General features: G+C 40.9%; 10 protein-coding genes, 1 tRNA gene and 3 rRNA genes. 5 read left to right on the top strand and 9 right to left on the bottom strand.

Annotated features, from left to right (window positions below):
• Positions 1-10: 10 nt before the first annotated feature.
• Positions 11-997, bottom strand: a complete 987-nt coding sequence (locus tag P3L44_RS02850; RefSeq protein ID WP_272661702.1) for a glycosyltransferase — start codon at positions 995-997, stop codon at positions 11-13.
• Positions 998-1,290: 293 nt separating this feature from the next.
• On the opposite strand from P3L44_RS02850, the gene P3L44_RS02845 reads away from it, so the two are divergent.
• From P3L44_RS02845 to idi, 4 genes are all read left to right on the top strand, one after another.
• The gene (locus P3L44_RS02845; RefSeq protein ID WP_140172036.1) at positions 1,291-2,205 is read left to right on the top strand and encodes a DUF808 domain-containing protein; all 915 of its coding nucleotides are present in this window, start codon (positions 1,291-1,293) and stop codon (positions 2,203-2,205) included.
• Positions 2,206-2,577: 372 nt separating this feature from the next.
• Positions 2,578-4,335: a nitrate/nitrite two-component system sensor histidine kinase NarX gene (gene narX / locus P3L44_RS02840; RefSeq protein WP_272661703.1), complete on the top strand. Its 1,758-nt coding sequence runs from the start codon at positions 2,578-2,580 to the stop codon at positions 4,333-4,335.
• Between the two features lie 19 nt (positions 4,336-4,354).
• Positions 4,355-5,011 carry a two-component system response regulator NarL gene (gene narL / locus P3L44_RS02835; protein WP_004905790.1) on the top strand — a complete coding sequence of 219 codons (657 nt, stop codon included), beginning with the start codon at positions 4,355-4,357 and terminating at the stop codon, positions 5,009-5,011.
• Between the two features lie 143 nt (positions 5,012-5,154).
• Positions 5,155-5,670: an isopentenyl-diphosphate Delta-isomerase gene (gene idi / locus P3L44_RS02830; protein WP_140172034.1), complete on the top strand. Its 516-nt coding sequence runs from the start codon at positions 5,155-5,157 to the stop codon at positions 5,668-5,670.
• Between the two features lie 912 nt (positions 5,671-6,582).
• Here the strand turns inward: idi and rrf are convergent.
• The 8 genes from rrf to pepQ all read right to left on the bottom strand — a co-directional run bounded on the left by rrf (position 6,583) and on the right by pepQ (position 16,422).
• A 5S ribosomal RNA gene (gene rrf / locus P3L44_RS02825) occupies positions 6,583-6,698 on the bottom strand.
• 149 nt (positions 6,699-6,847) lie between these two features.
• Positions 6,848-9,755 (bottom strand): 23S ribosomal RNA (locus P3L44_RS02820).
• A 336-nt stretch (positions 9,756-10,091) separates the two neighbouring features.
• Positions 10,092-10,167: transfer RNA gene (locus tag P3L44_RS02815), tRNA-Glu, on the bottom strand.
• 130 nt (positions 10,168-10,297) lie between these two features.
• Positions 10,298-11,837, bottom strand: a 16S ribosomal RNA gene (locus P3L44_RS02810).
• Together the 16S, 23S and 5S rRNA genes with 1 tRNA gene alongside form the textbook arrangement of a ribosomal RNA operon.
• A 571-nt stretch (positions 11,838-12,408) precedes the next feature.
• Positions 12,409-12,933: a menaquinone-dependent protoporphyrinogen IX dehydrogenase gene (gene hemG, locus P3L44_RS02805; RefSeq protein WP_004260786.1), complete on the bottom strand. Its 525-nt coding sequence runs from the start codon at positions 12,931-12,933 to the stop codon at positions 12,409-12,411.
• A 60-nt stretch (positions 12,934-12,993) separates the two neighbouring features.
• On the bottom strand, positions 12,994-14,445 hold the full coding sequence (gene trkH, locus P3L44_RS02800; RefSeq protein ID WP_140172987.1) for a Trk system potassium transporter TrkH: 1,452 nt from the start codon (positions 14,443-14,445) through the stop codon (positions 12,994-12,996).
• Positions 14,446-14,473: 28 nt separating this feature from the next.
• Positions 14,474-15,088 (bottom strand): IMPACT family protein, encoded by a 615-nt coding sequence (locus P3L44_RS02795; protein ID WP_094961383.1) that lies wholly within the window; start codon positions 15,086-15,088, stop codon positions 14,474-14,476.
• Positions 15,088-16,422: a Xaa-Pro dipeptidase gene (gene pepQ / locus P3L44_RS02790; protein WP_272661945.1), complete on the bottom strand. Its 1,335-nt coding sequence runs from the start codon at positions 16,420-16,422 to the stop codon at positions 15,088-15,090. The genes P3L44_RS02795 and pepQ overlap by 1 nt, the downstream gene beginning before the upstream one ends.
• A 257-nt stretch (positions 16,423-16,679) precedes the next feature.
• Between pepQ and fadB the strand changes: the two genes are divergently transcribed.
• Entirely contained in the window at positions 16,680-18,872 is a 2,193-nt protein-coding gene (fadB, locus tag P3L44_RS02785) for a fatty acid oxidation complex subunit alpha FadB (RefSeq protein ID WP_272661946.1), read from the top strand.
• Positions 18,873-18,875: the final 3 nt, after the last annotated feature.

The following is an 18,875-nucleotide window of genomic DNA, read 5'->3' as shown; positions in this document are numbered from 1 at the left end:
TTTCAGTAAATTATGATTTGATAATTTCTTTTAGTTTTGTGTAACGTCTAATTAATCGCCATTTTAATTTTACTGTAGTTGCATGCGCCCACACAATTTGCCAATAACCTTTATCAAAAAATAGTTGTACCATTTCCTTCTGTACATCTGGTGATTTGATGGCTAATAGCGCTTGGATCACCCCTAAGCCTTCTTTTCCTACCTGCCATAAACAAGCCGGTGCTTGTTTAACTTGTTCAGGGTAACGCTGGTAAATATTTAACAGCATATCAATAATTTTCAAATAGGTTTTTATCTTACGGACTGAACGTTCATCACCACTCAATGAGTGAGAAACAGATTGGTTATGGATTAAATATCGATAGTATTGTTCATTGATAAATTGCACGCGCTTTGCCACGAGCAACACTTCTGTTGTCCAAGGAATATCTTGGTGATGTAATTTGGGTTCAAAGAAAAACTTGTGTTCGCGCAACATGTCTAAACGATATAAATTCAGCCAAGTTACATGCAAAAACTTGCGAGAGCTTAAGCCAATTTCAAGCCATTCAGGGCCTGAAATGACACCAGTTGACGGGACTTTATTCGGTGGAAAAATTGCCTTTGGGGCATCACCATTAGTGTAAACATAAGTCCCATTACAGGTTGCAACATCGAGATTATTTGATAATGCGATTTCTAATAAGCGCCCATACATTTGTGAACTAATCTCATCATCAATATCAGGGAATGTAATGTATTTCCCGGTGGCCTCAACCATCCCTGTATTGCGAGCAACTGAGACACCTTGGTTTTCTTGATAAAGCACTTTCAAATGTACAAATTTATCTGCATAAGAGTTAATGATGTCTTCACTTTTATCTTTAGAGCCATCATTTACAACAATCAGTTCCCAATTTTCTAATTTTTGTGCGATTAAGCTATCAAAGAACTGAGGTAAAAATTTTTCACCGTTATATACAGCAACGACAATACTCAAAACTGGCTGAGAAGACATGTATTATAACCCTATACCAATCTATTAAAAATTATTTAAAACTAAATAATTAAGCCAAACATAAAGTAAGATAGTAAATAACTGTATGTTATTTTACTAAAATTAATAGTTTAGAAACGAAAAAATCATATTGGTTCCATTGTCATAAAAATTTAATAATTAAAAATTCAGACTTTTCAACTGCAGTGGGATTATCTTATTTGTAAATATGGCTTATGTTGTAGTGAACTAATTATCCATTAACTGACCTAATAAACATTAATGACACCTTAAAAAATATTGAGGATACCCTTGTGGCTGGAAGTAGCTTACTCACATTACTTGATGATATTGCCGCTGTACTAGACGATGTTTCCGTCATGACGAAAATGGCTGCCAAAAAAACCTCTGGGGTTTTAGGTGATGACCTCGCGCTAAACGCCCAGCAAGTCACAGGTGTTCGTGCAGATAGGGAGATCCCTGTTGTTTGGTCCGTTGCTAAAGGGTCATTTATTAATAAATTAATACTTGTTCCTTTAGCGTTATTAATCAGTGCCTTTCTTCCTTGGGCCATCACACCACTACTTATGATTGGTGGGGCCTACCTTTGTTTTGAAGGCGCAGAAAAAATAACTCATAAGCTCTTGCATTCTAACGTAAAAAATACTGTTTCCCAAAACCAGTTACAGTTATCAGAAGAACAACTTAAGGAATTTGAAAGTAAAAAAATCAAAGGGGCTATTCGTACTGATTTTGTTTTATCAGCCGAAATCATTGCTATCACACTAGGCATTGTTTCCACTACCACTTTTATTAACCAAGTGGCCGTACTCTCTATCATTGCTATCGTAATGACTATCGGTGTATATGGCTTAGTTGCAGGGATTGTCAAATTAGATGACTTAGGCTTTTATTTACAGAAGAAAACCTCTTCTTTATTAAAAAAATGTGGTAATTCATTAATTTATGCTACTCCTTATCTGATGAAAACATTATCTGTTGTAGGGACTGCCGCGATGTTTATGGTCGGTGGTGGTATTCTAACCCACGGTATCAGCTATATTTCAGAATGGATTACCGAAATATCGTTTACTGCAACCTTAACACCGATCATTGGTAGTACTATGCAGTTTATCCTACCAACTATAATTAATTTATTTTTTGGACTAGTAACAGGTCTAATCCTTGTTGCGATAATCTCACTATTCAAAAAATTAAAAAAAGCTTAAAACAAAAAGGTAGCTCTATCCATTAGGGCTGCCCTTCTTTCTATCATTGATATGATTATCAAAAATACTTTCGATGTATATTAGTTTACATATTGATTTACTTCGATATTTAAACTGATCTAAATCAAAAGAAACTCATCTTTAATTTACGCTATAATACGTAAATTCACTCACAGCAAAATAAAATTTAATCTTATATATCAATAAATAACACAATAAAACTCAACGGAGAATTTTATTTTCTATTTACTATTCTGTTATAAATCCCAAAAATTACTACCAAAGTAGTATATTTAATATTCAAACCTTTATGAACAATACTAGAAGTATGCATTTTAAGTTCACTAGCACGACTTTTTAAGGAAGTGACACATGCCCACGCTGTATCGTCGATTTTCAATCATTAACCAAGTGATCGGCCTAATGCTACTTATTGCGATCTTAGGAATTATTGGGATGACGATTTCCAATCGAATGATTATAAGTGTGCAAGGTAATGCTCATGCAATAAATAAATCAGGTTCACTACGAATGCAGAGCTACAGATTACTTTCTCTAGTCCCTTTAAATACCCAGAATCAGCGTTATCTCGATGCATTAGAATCTGACCTCATCAGTCCAGAACTGACTCAAGTTGTAAAGATCGAAAATTTAACGCTTCAATTTGATGAACTCTACAATTACTGGCTACATATCTTGAAACCCTCATTAATGGAAGCAAATGCCCCTAATGATGCAAGATACGAAGTTATATCATTTGTAAGTAAACTAGATGAATTAGTTCATAACATTGATGAGAAAACGGAAAGAAAGATTGCTTATGTTGCCATGACACAACTGATTTTTATCAGTTTAGTATTCTTATTACTGATGGGAACTATCTGGCACCTGAGAAAAAAAATTTATTACCCATGGGTTAAATTATTATCAATGGTCAATGCGATTGGACGAAAAGATTTTAGCCAACGCTACCCTAAAAATAATAGGCAAGATGAATTAAATGCGCTAGGAGAAACTCTGAACCAGATGTCAGATGAATTAGCGCTAAGTTATCATCAGCTTGAAGAAAGAGTCGCAGAAAAAACTGCAGACTTAATCACAAAAAATAAGGTGTTATCTTATTTATATCAATCAAACCAAATCCTTCATTCCTCGGATCCCCTCTACTTGCGATTACAAAAAGTTCTTATTGAACTAGAAAACATTACCATACTCAAAAATCTGAGTTTACGGTTGTATGAAGAAAGCAATGAAGCATATTTTCATGAAATATGCTGCCATTCAACCGGGTTATCTGAAGCGAAGACAAAGCAACTAAAACAACAAGTCAAAACCGAGAAACCTCTTAGCTTGCAATGGGATTTATCAGACAATATGCATCGTTATGGCATTATTATTGGTGAGATTGAAGATAATCAAATACTTTCAGATGAACAAAACAATCTCGTTTCTGTTTTAGCAAAACAAATTTCTGGCATGTTAGCAATGGAACACCAAATAGAACAACAGCAACAGTTGCTTATCATGGATGAACGTTCTGCTATTGCCAGAGAACTCCATGACTCTATCGCCCAGTCTCTATCTTGCTTGAAGATGCAAATTAGTTACCTGCAATTACAATCTGAACCATTACCAGAAAAGCCACAACAGTTGTTAACGGAAATGCGCAGCGAGATTAATACCGCATATAGTCAATTGAGAGAGCTATTAACCACATTTAGGCTTAAATTAACGGAGCCAGGTCTGCTCCCCTCATTAGAAAGTACCATTAATGAATTTAGCGAACGTATGGGGTATAAAATAGACTTAAATTACGACCTACCCGCAAAAAGTATTTCACCGCATCAATCTATTCATATTATACAAATAGTCCGAGAGGCATTAACCAATATTTTAAAACATGCTAATGCAAAATGGGCTGAGGTTTCATTAAACCAGTATGATGGTATTGTGACTATTATAATTACTGACGATGGTACAGGGATCACGTCAAATACTGATAAACTTAATCATTATGGGCTTATTATTATGAGAGAAAGAGCATTAAGCCTTAATGGCAACTGTTGTATTACACCTAGGCCTCAAGGTGGAACAGAGGTAAAAGTTACCTTCCCTTTATCTGACGCTTAACATACCGGAAAAATCATCTATGGAAAATACAAATATAGTGAACGAAAAATCAACTATTCTACTTATTGATGATCATCCGATGCTAAGAAATGGAGTCAAACAATTGATTAGTTTGGAACCTTCATTACAAGTTATCGGTGAAGCGGGAGATGGTAAAACAGGTATCCAAATCGCTGAAGAGCAAGATCCTGACCTTATCTTACTGGATCTCAACATGCCAGGCATGAATGGTTTTGAAACTCTTGATGAACTTAGGAAGCGAGAGCTGTCAGGTAGAATTATTCTTTTTACCGTTTCTAACTATAGTGATGATTTAGTCAATGCACTAAAAAGAGGTGCAGATGGTTATTTACTAAAAGATATGGAACCTGAAGAGCTTATCGTAGCCCTTAAAGAAGCAGCAAGCGGTAAGTTAGTTGTCAGCCCAACATTAGCATCTGTACTTGCTGAATCACTAAGAGATAACACCACACAGGATGACAATAATATTGCTTCATTGACACCAAGAGAAGCCGATATTTTAGAACTGATCTCTCAGGGTTTATCAAATAAAATGATAGCTCGTAAACTAGATATTGCAGAAAGCACAGTAAAAGTACATGTTAAACATTTACTTAAAAAACTCAATTTAAAATCAAGGGTCGAAGCTGCAGTTTGGGTTTTACAACAAAAATAATTTTATACTCGCAGCTATATAACCTTATGATAGCTGCGAGTAAAAAATAATTATATTCATTAGTAAATAGCTCTAATATGCAAACTTATATTTTTAATTATACTAAACTACTGAAATCATTTTTATGAAGGAAAATAATATAAATGGAAGATGAATTAATTTTAGTAAATGAACATGATGAACCTATTGGTGTTATGTCTAAATTATTGGCGCATCAACTCGGTCATCTGCACCGAGCATTTTCAGTATTTATTTTTAATGAGCAAAATGAGCTACTAATTCAGCAACGAGCTCTTCATAAATATCATTCAGCTGGGCAATGGGCAAATTCTTGCTGTAGTCATCCTAAACCTAATGAAGATACTCAGAAAGCCGCTGAACGTAGACTTCAAGAGGAGCTAGGCTTTGTCACTTCATTAACGCATATAGGTTCCTTAATTTATAAAGCTGATGTTCAGGGAGGATTAATTGAACATGAATATGACCATATCTTTATTGGACATTATAACAAGAATATCCAACCAAATAGAGAAGAAGTCTCATCTATAAGGTGGGTAAATATTACTCAATTAAAACAAGAGATCCTTCTTAATCCTGAAGTTTTCACACCGTGGTTTAAAAAAATATTGGAAGAATTTCCTTTATTAGATTTCAAATAAATATGTTTTATCATATTTTTATTTATAACTTAATTTTCTAACCTTGCACTTTAATTATAAAAATATTTATCTAAACCTAGAAATATTATAAAAAACACATTATAGATGAGAAATAATTTAATTAATTATTCTTAATATCATTAATTAATAATAGCACTAGTTTAATTTCAGGGTAGAAGCATGATAAATTTGTTAATATTTAATATTTTACCATCCTCAATAATAAATATTATTCTTCCCTTTAATTTATCAAATACATTCTATTTATCAGTAAACTTCCCTTATATTATTCTATTTATATAATAAGTAATCATATAAAATTCACTACAACCTTGTTCACTATATTTTTTGATTCTACTACCAGATATCGTTTAATTACCATACCAAATGAGTTGTTACTCACTACTTTATATCTGCTAAATACATTCCCCATTTCAATACATTAGCAATAAATTACCTATTCTATGGTATACAATGTTATGTATTTAAACGTCCAACTCCCCGTCACTAGTGAGCTGTTACTCACTACTTTATATCTGCTAGAGACATTCCCCATTTCAATACATTAACAATAAATTACCTATTCTATGATATACAATGCTATGTATTTAAACGTCCAACTCCCCATCACTAGTGAGCTGTTACTCACTACTTTGCATCACACACTCTCATTAATGATGGTGATAGATAGAGGGGAGCCCCAAGAGTAGCTAAAAAAGATGAAGAGACGTGTAATACATCGTCTAATGAGAAAGTAAGCGATAAAAAAGGAATTAAAATTAGGGAGTAAAGCATTAAGGAACTGAGGAACTAAAGCTTAGGCCCCCCTCCTAATCTCAACACCCACTGTTTTTCTTTTTTTCTCCAAACGCAAAAAAGCCACCCAATGGGTGGCTTTCTCACTAATTTAATGTCTGGCAGTTCCCTACTCTCACATGGGGAGACCCCACACTACCATCGGCGCTACGGCGTTTCACTGCTGAGTTCGGCATGGGGTCAGGTGGGACCACCGCGCTATTGCCGCCAGACAAATTCTGTTTGTTCACGTTTAGCTCAACACACTTTCGGTATTTGCTAAACCTAAACTTCAATCTTGAACAAGCTGCTGTGTCCTTCACCTTCCGGCTTCTCACTTCTCGAAAACAACTCTATCTCTCTAAAACACCTTCGGTGTTGTCAGGTTAAGCCTCACGGTTCATTAGTATTGGTTAGCTCAACGTATCGCTACGCTTACACACCCAACCTATCAACGTCTTAGTCTTAAACGTTCCTTTAGGACCCTTAAAGAGTCAGGGAAGACTCATCTCAAGGCAAGTTTCCCGCTTAGATGCTTTCAGCGGTTATCTCTTCCGCACTTAGCTACCGGGCAATGCCATTGGCATGACAACCCGAACACCAGTGGTGCGTCCACTCCGGTCCTCTCGTACTAGGAGCAGCCCCTTTCAATCTTCCAACGCCCACGGCAGATAGGGACCGAACTGTCTCACGACGTTCTAAACCCAGCTCGCGTACCACTTTAAACGGCGAACAGCCGTACCCTTGGGACCTACTTCAGCCCCAGGATGTGATGAGCCGACATCGAGGTGCCAAACACCGCCGTCGATATGAACTCTTGGGCGGTATCAGCCTGTTATCCCCGGAGTACCTTTTATCCGTTGAGCGATGGCCCTTCCATTCAGAACCACCGGATCACTAAGACCTACTTTCGTACCTGCTCGAGCCGTCACTCTCGCAGTCAAGCTGGCTTATGCCTTTGCACTAACCGCATGATGTCCGACCATGCTTAGCCAACCTTCGTGCTCCTCCGTTACTCTTTGGGAGGAGACCGCCCCAGTCAAACTACCCACCAACACTGTCCGCACCCCAGATAATGGGGCAACGTTAGAACATCAAACATTAAAGGGTGGTATTTCAAGGTTGGCTCCATGCAGACTGGCGTCCACACTTCAAAGCCTCCCACCTATCCTACACATCAAGGCTCAATGTTCAGTGTCAAGCTATAGTAAAGGTTCACGGGGTCTTTCCGTCTTGCCGCGGGTACACTGCATCTTCACAGCGAGTTCAATTTCACTGAGTCTCGGGTGGAGACAGCCTGGCCATCATTACGCCATTCGTGCAGGTCGGAACTTACCCGACAAGGAATTTCGCTACCTTAGGACCGTTATAGTTACGGCCGCCGTTTACTGGGGCTTCGATCAAGAGCTTCTCCTTACGGATAACCCCATCAATTAACCTTCCAGCACCGGGCAGGCGTCACACCGTATACGTCCACTTTCGTGTTTGCACAGTGCTGTGTTTTTAATAAACAGTTGCAGCCAGCTGGTATCTGCGACTGGCTTCAGCTCCATGAGTAAATCACTTCACCTAATGCCAGCGTGCCTTCTCCCGAAGTTACGGCACCATTTTGCCTAGTTCCTTCACCCGAGTTCTCTCAAGCGCCTGAGTATTCTCTACCTGACCACCTGTGTCGGTTTGGGGTACGATTAATGATAATCTAGAGCTTAGAGGCTTTTCCTGGAAGCGGGGCATGAGCTACTTCATCACCGTAGTGACTCGTCGTCGGACCTCAGCATATAGTGAACCGGATTTGCCTAATTCACCTGCCTACATCCTTAAACCGGGACAACCGTCGCCCGGATAGCCTAGCCTTCTCCGTCCCCCCATCGCAATTATCACCAGTACGGGAATATTAACCCGTTTCCCATCGACTACGCATTTCTGCCTCGCCTTAGGGGTCGACTCACCCTGCCCCGATTAACGTTGGACAGGAACCCTTGGTCTTCCGGCGTGCGGGTTTTTCACCCGCATTATCGTTACTTATGTCAGCATTCGCACTTCTGATACCTCCAGCATGCCTCACAGCACACCTTCACAGGCTTACAGAACGCTCCCCTACCCAACAATATCTAAATATCGCTGCCGCAGCTTCGGTGCATAGTTTAGCCCCGTTACATCTTCCGCGCAGGCCGACTCGACCAGTGAGCTATTACGCTTTCTTTAAATGATGGCTGCTTCTAAGCCAACATCCTGGCTGTCTGAGCCTTCCCACTTCGTTTCCCACTTAACTATGACTTTGGGACCTTAGCTGGCGGTCTGGGTTGTTTCCCTCTTCACGACGAACGTTAGCACCCGCCGTGTGTCTCCCGTGATAACATTCTTCGGTATTCGTAGTTTGCATCGAGTTGGTAAGTCGGGATGACCCCCTAGTCGAAACAGTGCTCTACCCCCGAAGATGAGTTCACGAGGCGCTACCTAAATAGCTTTCGGGGAGAACCAGCTATCTCCCGGTTTGATTGGCCTTTCACCCCCAGCCACAAGTCATCCGCTAATTTTTCAACATTAGTCGGTTCGGTCCTCCAGTTAGTGTTACCCAACCTTCAACCTGCCCATGGCTAGATCACCGGGTTTCGGGTCTATACCCTGCAACTCATTCGCCCAGTTAAGACTCGGTTTCCCTACGGCTCCCCTATTCGGTTAACCTTGCTACAGAATATAAGTCGCTGACCCATTATACAAAAGGTACGCAGTCACCCTGATAAATCAAGGCTCCCACTGCTTGTACGTACACGGTTTCAGGTTCTATTTCACTCCCCTCGCCGGGGTTCTTTTCGCCTTTCCCTCACGGTACTGGTTCACTATCGGTCAATCAGGAGTATTTAGCCTTGGAGGATGGTCCCCCCATATTCAGACAGGATAACACGTGTCCCGCCCTACTCGTCGAGTTCACAACACTAACACCTTCGGATACGGGGCTATCACCCTTTACTGCCGGACTTTCCAGACCGTTCTCCTGATGCTAATGCTGATTAAGACTCTGGGCTGCTCCCCGTTCGCTCGCCGCTACTAGGGGAATCTCGGTTGATTTCTTTTCCTCGGGGTACTGAGATGTTTCAGTTCCCCCGGTTCGCTTCGTTTGACTATGTATTCATCAAACGATAGTGCAACGAATTGCACTGGGTTTCCCCATTCGGAAATCGTCGGTTGTAACGGTTCATATCACCTTACCGACGCTTATCGCAGATTAGCACGTCCTTCATCGCCTCTGATTGCCTAGGCATCCACCGTGTACGCTTAGTCGCTTAACCTCACAACCCGAAGGTGTCTTCTTACAACGAGTGACTGTGCTTCATGATTTCGGCGTTAGTCCGTGCGCGCAATGCTCACGTACGTTAAGTACGCAGCGCTTGCTGTGCGCGGGCTGCCTTGAACTCATGTCGCTCGTCGACTCGATAGTTTAAAGTACACTATTCAAGTTGAGATTTTTGAGAGACTCTCACATTGTTTAAGCGATAAACAATGTGCGTTGTTTTCAATTTTCAGCTTGTTCCAGATTGTTAAAGAGCATAATTGTTAAACCAACTACAATATAATTGGCTTAATCATTATTGGGGACATCGTCTTTCACTCGATATCGGCGCAATTGGCGTCCCCTAGGGGATTCGAACCCCTGTTACCGCCGTGAAAGGGCGGTGTCCTAGGCCTCTAGACGAAGGGGACACGAAAATCACAAAAACTTTTGTGCTTTCATGTAAGTCCTATTCTCTCGAATAAGTCTCCCACGTATAGCCTATTGCTCTACTTTCTATCAGACAATCTGTGTGAGCACTTCACAAAAACACTTCAATGGTAAGGAGGTGATCCAACCGCAGGTTCCCCTACGGTTACCTTGTTACGACTTCACCCCAGTCATGAATCACAAAGTGGTAAGCGCCCTCCCGAAGGTTAAGCTACCTACTTCTTTTGCAACCCACTCCCATGGTGTGACGGGCGGTGTGTACAAGGCCCGGGAACGTATTCACCGTAGCATTCTGATCTACGATTACTAGCGATTCCGACTTCATGGAGTCGAGTTGCAGACTCCAATCCGGACTACGACGTACTTTATGAGTTCCGCTTGCTCTCGCGAGGTCGCTTCTCTTTGTATACGCCATTGTAGCACGTGTGTAGCCCTACTCGTAAGGGCCATGATGACTTGACGTCATCCCCACCTTCCTCCGGTTTATCACCGGCAGTCTCCTTTGAGTTCCCGACCGAGTCGCTGGCAACAAAGGATAAGGGTTGCGCTCGTTGCGGGACTTAACCCAACATTTCACAACACGAGCTGACGACAGCCATGCAGCACCTGTCTCAGAGTTCCCGAAGGCACTAAAGCATCTCTGCTAAATTCTCTGGATGTCAAGAGTAGGTAAGGTTCTTCGCGTTGCATCGAATTAAACCACATGCTCCACCGCTTGTGCGGGCCCCCGTCAATTCATTTGAGTTTTAACCTTGCGGCCGTACTCCCCAGGCGGTCGATTTAACGCGTTAGCTCCGAAAGCCACTCCTCTAGGGAACAACCTTCAAATCGACATCGTTTACAGCGTGGACTACCAGGGTATCTAATCCTGTTTGCTCCCCACGCTTTCGCACCTGAGCGTCAGTCTTTGTCCAGGGGGCCGCCTTCGCCACCGGTATTCCTCCACATCTCTACGCATTTCACCGCTACACATGGAATTCTACCCCCCTCTACAAGACTCTAGCTGACCAGTCTTAGATGCCATTCCCAGGTTAAGCCCGGGGATTTCACATCTAACTTAATCAACCGCCTGCGTGCGCTTTACGCCCAGTAATTCCGATTAACGCTTGCACCCTCCGTATTACCGCGGCTGCTGGCACGGAGTTAGCCGGTGCTTCTTCTGTCGGTAACGTCAATCGTTGATGATATTAGCATCAACGCCTTCCTCCCGACTGAAAGTACTTTACAACCCTAGGGCCTTCTTCATACACGCGGCATGGCTGCATCAGGCTTGCGCCCATTGTGCAATATTCCCCACTGCTGCCTCCCGTAGGAGTCTGGGCCGTGTCTCAGTCCCAGTGTGGCTGATCATCCTCTCAGACCAGCTAGGGATCGTCGCCTAGGTGAGCCATTACCTCACCTACTAGCTAATCCCATATGGGTTCATCCGATAGCGCAAGGACCGAAGTTCCCCTGCTTTGCTCCTTAGAGATTATGCGGTATTAGCTACCGTTTCCAGTAGTTATCCCCCTCTATCGGGCAGATCCCCATACATTACTCACCCGTCCGCCGCTCGTCAGCGAGAAGCAAGCTTCCCCTGTTACCGCTCGACTTGCATGTGTTAGGCCTGCCGCCAGCGTTCAATCTGAGCCATGATCAAACTCTTCAATTAAAAGTAGCTTGATGCTCAAAGAATGTCTTACTGACCGTAACGTTCTTTTGTTCGGCTAACTTTGTCGGCTTCGCATCGCTTCCCCCTCGCCGTACCTAAGTACTGTCTCGGGTTATCTCTGCTCGCCTTCGCGTTATCCTTCCAAAATAAGCGTTACTACCTTATTTCATATATATGAATTAACGTGTTAGTCACTCTTCAAGACTTAAAATCAAATATTTTTTTGATAGTGTCCTGTGAGTGCCCACACAGATTGTCTGATAAATTGTTAAAGAGCGTTGCGACTGAATCTTTCGATTTTTGAACTGGATTTCGTGAATCAGGTCGTTGTCGCGAGGTGTCGTATAATACGTTTTTTATTTAGAAAGTCAAGCATTTATTTTCAACTTTTTCTTTCTCACCTCTGTTATCACTGGGTTATGAAGATTTCTTCTAACCGGTTTGTCGTGACAACGGATGCGCATTATAGGGAGTCGAAAAATTCTCGCAAGTGTTTTTTTGATTTATTTTACCAAGCGATGCTTTATTAAACAAAAAACATAAAATAACTACATTTTGTTGAAATTACGACCTACAAACTATCAAATTCAGTTGCGAATTCGGCTACCTTTTCCCAATTAGTATATTCAACTTCTGTTTTTGGGTCGGTTGGGCCATCTGTCATTTTCATAATTAGGCGGATCATCATTCTATCAAACCATGTATAACGAGGGTAAAACAGTGCTCCGGCAAAAACAGATTTCAATGTTGGCTTCCAAGGGCACGCTTCTAAAAACTTCCGCGTATATGCGTTAGTTTCTACTGTATTCTTACCTTCTTTTCTTGCCGTCAAATTTACAGCAAAAAAACCTGTTTTCATTGAGTTCAATTGATTTTGATGGGAGGTCACAAAACGTTGTAGTTTTTTATTGAAATGCCCATAACGAATGGATGCTCCTACCAATACTTTATCGTAACCTGATAAATTAAGCTGTTGGTCAGTATTTAAATCACGAATATCGCATTCACGACCTGAATTCCTCAGTTGTTCTGCTATTTTTAAAATAATTTTTTTAGTTTGCCCATCCGTACTGGAATGTAAAAGTAAATAGCTCATTATTGTTCCTAGATTATTATCATTTCTATATAGGTAATATTATTTATTAGTTGCGCTCGACTATTCACGCCAAAAAGTGGGAGTCAGTAACACTAATAAAGTGAAAACCTCTAAGCGCCCAAATAACATAGTCACCACTAGAATCCATTTCCCAGCTGGATTCATTGATGTGAAGTTATCTGCGACAGTCCCAAGACCTGGTCCCAAGTTATTGAGTGTGGTCGCTATTGCTGAGAACGCAGAAAACTCATCAACACCTGTTGCGATCAGCAATAATAAGCTAACAACAAAAACAAGTGCATAGGCAGAAAAGAACCCCCAAACGGCTTCAATTATTCTTTCTGGTAATGCTCTTTGCCCCAGTTTGATTGTGTAGACTGCATTTGGGTGAACTAGGCGCTTTAACTCACGCGAGCCTTGTAAGAAAAGTAACAATATACGAATAACTTTTAACCCACCACCTGTCGAGCCTGCACATCCACCAACGAATGCGGCGCACAATAGCAGCATAGGTAAAAAAAGAGGCCATCCCGAAAAGCTATCCGTTGTAAAACCAGCCGTCGTTGCCATTGAAACAACTTGGAAGAAGGCTTGGTCAAGCGTTTGACCAAAACTACTATAAACAGAATGAAACATAAGCACTAAAGTACAAATGACCACTAAGACAAATTGGAAACTTATGAACATTCTAAATTCAGGATCGCGCCAATAAATCCCTAAACTACGTCCAGTTAATACTGCAAAGTGCAAACCGAAGTTACAACCAGAGATAATCAGGAAAATACCAATAATAGTGTTAATCGCAGGGCTGTTGAAATAACCAATACTGGCATCATGAGTTGAAAACCCACCGATAGCAATGGTTGAAAAGCTGTGAGAAATGGCATCAAAAACATCCATTCCGGCTATCCATAAAGCCACCGCACAAGCAATTGTGAGTAGTACATAGATAAGCCATAATGTTTTTGCCGTCTCTGCAATACGAGGGCGCATTTTATTGTCTTTCAAAGGACCCGGCATTTCTGCGCGGTATAGCTGCATTCCCCCAACGCCCAAAAGCGGTAAGATTGCAACAGCGAGTACAATTATCCCCATCCCCCCAAGCCATTGAAGCATTTGCCGATAAAACAAAATAGCTTTGGGCAAGGAATCAAGCCCTGTTAGCGTTGTCGCACCAGTTGTAGTCAAGCCTGAAAAAGATTCAAAAAAAGCATCAGTTACCGAAAGATTGGGCTTTTCCGAAAAAATAAACGGCAATGCCCCAACGCTTCCCAGCACAGTCCAAAATAAAACAACAATAAGAAAACCTTCTTTTGCTTTAAGTTCGTGCCGACTATTACGGGTTGGTAGCCACAAAAAAAGGCCAATTAGCAAAGCAGTGACAAAAGTCTGGCTAAAAGCTCGCCCTGCACCATCACGATAAATTAGCGCAACAATACCAGGAATAACCATGGTAAAAGAAAAGATGATGACAAGCAGCCCGACTATACGGGTTATTGCACGAAAATGCATTCGGCAGGTTCCTTGATAAAACTGTTTACTATTCCGATTCTGGCGTGAGCGTTAAGGCTCCACGACTTACATCGCGTAATTTATCATTGACCTCCTGCTCAAGAGTAGCAGGAATTGCAATTTGTAAAGAGACAGTTTCATTATAATCACTGTGCAAAACCGTGCCATTCACTTGAACAAGCAGTTGTTCAATTGCATTAATCAATGAATAGTCACACTCTAAGTTAAAGATTTTTTGTGGTACTTTTGTCTTTGTGGGTAATATTTTTAATGCTTGCTGGGCACCATTTCCATAGGCTTTAACGAGCCCCCCCGTCCCTAGCTTTATTCCACCAAAATAACGCACGACGACACAGGTAACCTCCCCTAGGTTGCTACCTAATAGTTGCGCCATAATGGGCTTTCCTGCTGTTCCTGTCGGTTCCCCGTCATCAGAGAACCCTAACTTTTGTGAATCATCAGGCCGACCAGCAACAAATGCCCAGCAATGGTGCCGGGCATCTGGGTATTGAGTTTTAATTGATTGAATATAATCTTTTGCCGCTTCAATACCATCTGTATGAGCTAAATACGTAATAAATTGGCTTTTTTTGATCTCTTCTGTAAAAGAAATAGTTTCAGCCGGTATTAAATAAGGTTTCATTAACGTAAATGTAAGTCTCGAGTCATATTTTCAATACGATTTGCGTGGATCACAATATTATCTTCAATACGAATACCACCGTAAGGTTTGAAGAACTCGATTTTATCCCAATTAAAGTGCTGGCTAAACTCCCCATTTCTCCATTCAGATAATAGAGATTCAATGAAGTAGAGCCCAGGCTCAATAGTTAACACCATTTTAGGTTCTAAAACACGAGTACAACGCAAGAATGGATACATTTTAGGAGCTGCGAGATGAGTACCACTATCATCTTGCATAAAACCTGCAGCATCATGAACTTGTAACCCAAGTGGATGGCCTAAACCATGAGGTAAAAATGGCGTTGTTAAGCCACTTTCCACCATCGACTCTTCGCTAATACCTTTAACAATATCATTTTTAATCAGTATCTTAGCAATCCTATGATGCATATCCACGTGATAATCAGTATAGCGGACACCTGCCTTAATCGTATCAATTAAAGCAAGCTGCTCTGTGTTGACATCTGCAACCAATTCAGCAAATTCGTCTTTACCTTTCGCCGCATAAGTTCTCGTAATATCAGCAGCATAGCCATTATATTCAGCGCCTGCATCAATAAGAAAACTGCGTAATTCGTTCGGCACAGTTTGCTGTAGTTTTGTGTAATGTAATACCGCCGCATTTTCATTCAGCGCAACAATGTTACCATAAGGCACATTGGTATCTCGATGACCGGTAGATTGTAAGTAACTGACATTAATATCAAATTCGCTCATACCTGCACGGAACGCCTCCAGAGCCGCAATGTGCCCATTTACGGCCATTTTTTGAGCTTCACGCATGCAGTAAAGTTCATAATCTGTCTTATAAGAGCGATGATAATGATAGTAATCTAAAACCGATTTGGGATTAATATTATGCAGAGAAATCCCTAAAGACTCGGCTCTTTCTGCTGATGAGCCTATGTAAGCAACATTTTCTTTTGAAATATTAGCAAGAAACGTTTTGATGTCATCCGCATTTTTTAAATGGATTAATTCAATATCTTTAGTCCAAAAACTGTTCGGTAATGACTCAACACTATGCCAATAGTCAACAGGGGAATAAAACCATAGCTTAGGTTTATTTACGCCATCAACTAATAACCATGAATGTGGAACATCGGTGACAGGTACCCACGCTTTAAAATGAGGGTTAACTTTAAACGGATAGTCGCTATCATCAAGAAAGATGCGTAGCGGTTCACCTGAATGAATCAATATGGCATCTAATTCGCTGCGCTGTAAAACTTTCTGAGTTCTGTTTTGTAACATTTTAATGTGTTCAGCGTAGAGTGCAGTCAGTTTTTCCATTTCCTTCAACCTTTCAGCATTAATTAGAAAAATTAAGCTTATCACGTTCTGTTATTAACGGATATGCACTCTGTTGCAAACTCATAATAATCAATTGATATATAATGAATTTATCATCTAAAACATTAATTATTTCACTTAATTGCTGTGACCAACCTTCCATTTTTGTTATTAAAAGTTTGCAATTAATTAACATTCTAGTCACACTCAACCCATCTGGTCGTACCAGATAACATTACCACGTAGAGGAGAGCAGAATGCTTTATCAAAGTGACACTATTTATATTCAATGGTTGAAACAAGGGATTGCAGAACTGGTTTTTAATTCACCAGGGCCAATTAATAAATTGGATACCCACACCGTTGCTTCACTTGATGAAGCCGTGTCTGTTCTTGAGCAACAAACCGAGCTGCAAGGTGTAATTTTCCGTTCTGATAAACCCGCTTTTATTGTTGGCGCTGATATCAAAGAGTTTCTGTCACTCTTTGAAGCATCAAAAGAAACACTAAGTGATTGGTTACACTACGCTAACAGTATATTTAATCGTATTGAAGACCTGCCTGTTCCAACGATTTGCGCCATTAATGGCTATGCACTAGGTGGTGGTTGTGAATGTGTTTTATCCACTGATTTTCGTATCGCCTCCCCTGATGCCCGAATTGGGCTTCCTGAAACGAAACTTGGGATCATGCCTGGCTTTGGTGGGTCTGTTCGGCTACCTCGATTAATTGGTTTGGATAGCGCATTAGAAATTATTACTGCGGGTAAAGATATCGATGCCTCTCAAGCTTTAAAACTTGGCCTTATTGATGCCGTTGTTAATACAGAAGCTCTCGCACAATCAGCGCTACAACTCATTGAATCTGCAATCACCGGAGCCTTCAATTGGCAGCAAAAACGCCAACCTAAACTTAGCCCTCTGCAATTGAAACCTATTGAGCAAACGATGAGTTTCAATGTCGCTAAGGGAATGGTGTATAAGGTTGCAGGCAAACACTATCCAGCCCCTATGGCGGCTGTGAATACAATAGAAAAGGCAGCAAATTGTACCCGCGATGAGGCCCTGAAGCATGAAACAGCCGCATTTGTTCCTCTAGCGCATAGTGATGTTGCACATGCGTTAGTGAGTATTTTTCTAAATGACCAACAAGTTAAGTCAAATAGTAAAAAGATCGCACAACGTATTGAGATTCCAACACATGCCACCGTATTAGGCGCAGGAATTATGGGCGGAGGCATTGCTTATCAGTCTGCCAGCAAAGGCGTACCTGTTTTAATGAAAGATATTAATGTTAAGTCATTAGAATTAGGGATTGAAGAGGCACAAAAGCTATTAAATAACCAATTTGAGCGTGGAAAAATTACAGCTGTAAAAATGGCGGCGACCTTATCATCTATTCATCCTTCATTATCTTACAATGGCATAGAAGATAGCCAAATCGTCGTTGAAGCCGTTGTTGAGAGCCCTAAAGTCAAAGCTGCTGTATTATCTGAAGTTGAGTCCTTAGTAACAAGTGAAACTATACTGGCTTCAAATACATCAACTATTCCAATTTCAACCCTCGCTAAATCACTAAAGCGCCCAGAAAATTTCTGCGGAATGCACTTTTTTAACCCTGTGCATCGAATGCCATTAGTCGAAATTATTCGCGGAGAACAAACTTCTGATAACACTGTTGCTAAGGTTGTTGCCTACGCCAATAAAATGGGGAAAACCCCTATTGTTGTCAATGACTGCCCTGGCTTCTTTGTTAACCGAGTACTTTTTCCTTACTTTGCTGGCTTTAACTTACTGTTACAAGATGGGGCTGACTTTAGAGAAATAGATAAAGTCATGGAAAAAGAGTTTGGCTGGCCAATGGGGCCTGCTTATCTTCTTGATGTGGTTGGTATTGATACTGCTTTTCATGCAGAACAAGTTATGGCTCAAGGTTTTCCTGAACGTATGGGAAAAAAAGGCAAAAATGCCATTGATGTGATGTATGAACAACAACGTTTTGGCCAAAAAAATGGCCAAGGGTTTTATCAATATGAAAAAGATAAAAAAGGGAAACCGAAAAAAGTTGATGACCCTAGGACTGATGAACTACTAGCTACTATTTGTCCAACAAAGCGCTCATTCACCAAAGAAGAAATTATTGCTCGAATGATGGCTCCCATGATTAACGAAGTGGTTCGTTGCTTAGAGGAAGGTATTATTCAAAGCCCTTCAGATGCAGATATTGCTTTGGTCTATGGTTTAGGTTTCCCGCCATTTAGAGGCGGAGTGTTCTGCTATTTAGATACCTTAGGTAGCCAGTCTTACTTGAAAACGACGGAATCTTTGCAGCACTTAAGCCCGCTATATCACGCACCTAGTGGCTTAAAAGAAAAAGCGGCTACCAATGCAAGATATTACCCACAGCCACCTGTCGTGGCGATTGATGTCAAAAAAGTTGCGAGAGGTTAATTT

It is taken from the genome of Providencia sp. PROV175, assembly GCF_032707045.1.
GTDB lineage: Bacteria > Pseudomonadota > Gammaproteobacteria > Enterobacterales > Enterobacteriaceae > Providencia > Providencia hangzhouensis.
The sequence above is the reverse complement of the archived record's forward strand: the minus strand, read 5'-3'. Positions and strand labels throughout refer to the sequence as shown.

What these genes read in the sequence shown, in the direction of transcription:
- pepQ (WP_272661945.1), bottom strand. Translation starts at nt 16,422, where the DNA reads ATGGAAAAACTGACTGCACTCTACGCTGAACACATTAAAATGTTACAA.
- idi (WP_140172034.1), top strand. Translation starts at nt 5,155, where the DNA reads ATGGAAGATGAATTAATTTTAGTAAATGAACATGATGAACCTATTGGT.
- P3L44_RS02850 (WP_272661702.1), bottom strand. Translation starts at nt 997, where the DNA reads ATGTCTTCTCAGCCAGTTTTGAGTATTGTCGTTGCTGTATATAACGGT.
- hemG (WP_004260786.1), bottom strand. Translation starts at nt 12,933, where the DNA reads ATGAGCTATTTACTTTTACATTCCAGTACGGATGGGCAAACTAAAAAA.
- trkH (WP_140172987.1), bottom strand. Translation starts at nt 14,445, where the DNA reads ATGCATTTTCGTGCAATAACCCGTATAGTCGGGCTGCTTGTCATCATC.
- fadB (WP_272661946.1), top strand. Translation starts at nt 16,680, where the DNA reads ATGCTTTATCAAAGTGACACTATTTATATTCAATGGTTGAAACAAGGG.
- P3L44_RS02795 (WP_094961383.1), bottom strand. Translation starts at nt 15,088, where the DNA reads ATGAAACCTTATTTAATACCGGCTGAAACTATTTCTTTTACAGAAGAG.
- narL (WP_004905790.1), top strand. Translation starts at nt 4,355, where the DNA reads ATGGAAAATACAAATATAGTGAACGAAAAATCAACTATTCTACTTATT.
- narX (WP_272661703.1), top strand. Translation starts at nt 2,578, where the DNA reads ATGCCCACGCTGTATCGTCGATTTTCAATCATTAACCAAGTGATCGGC.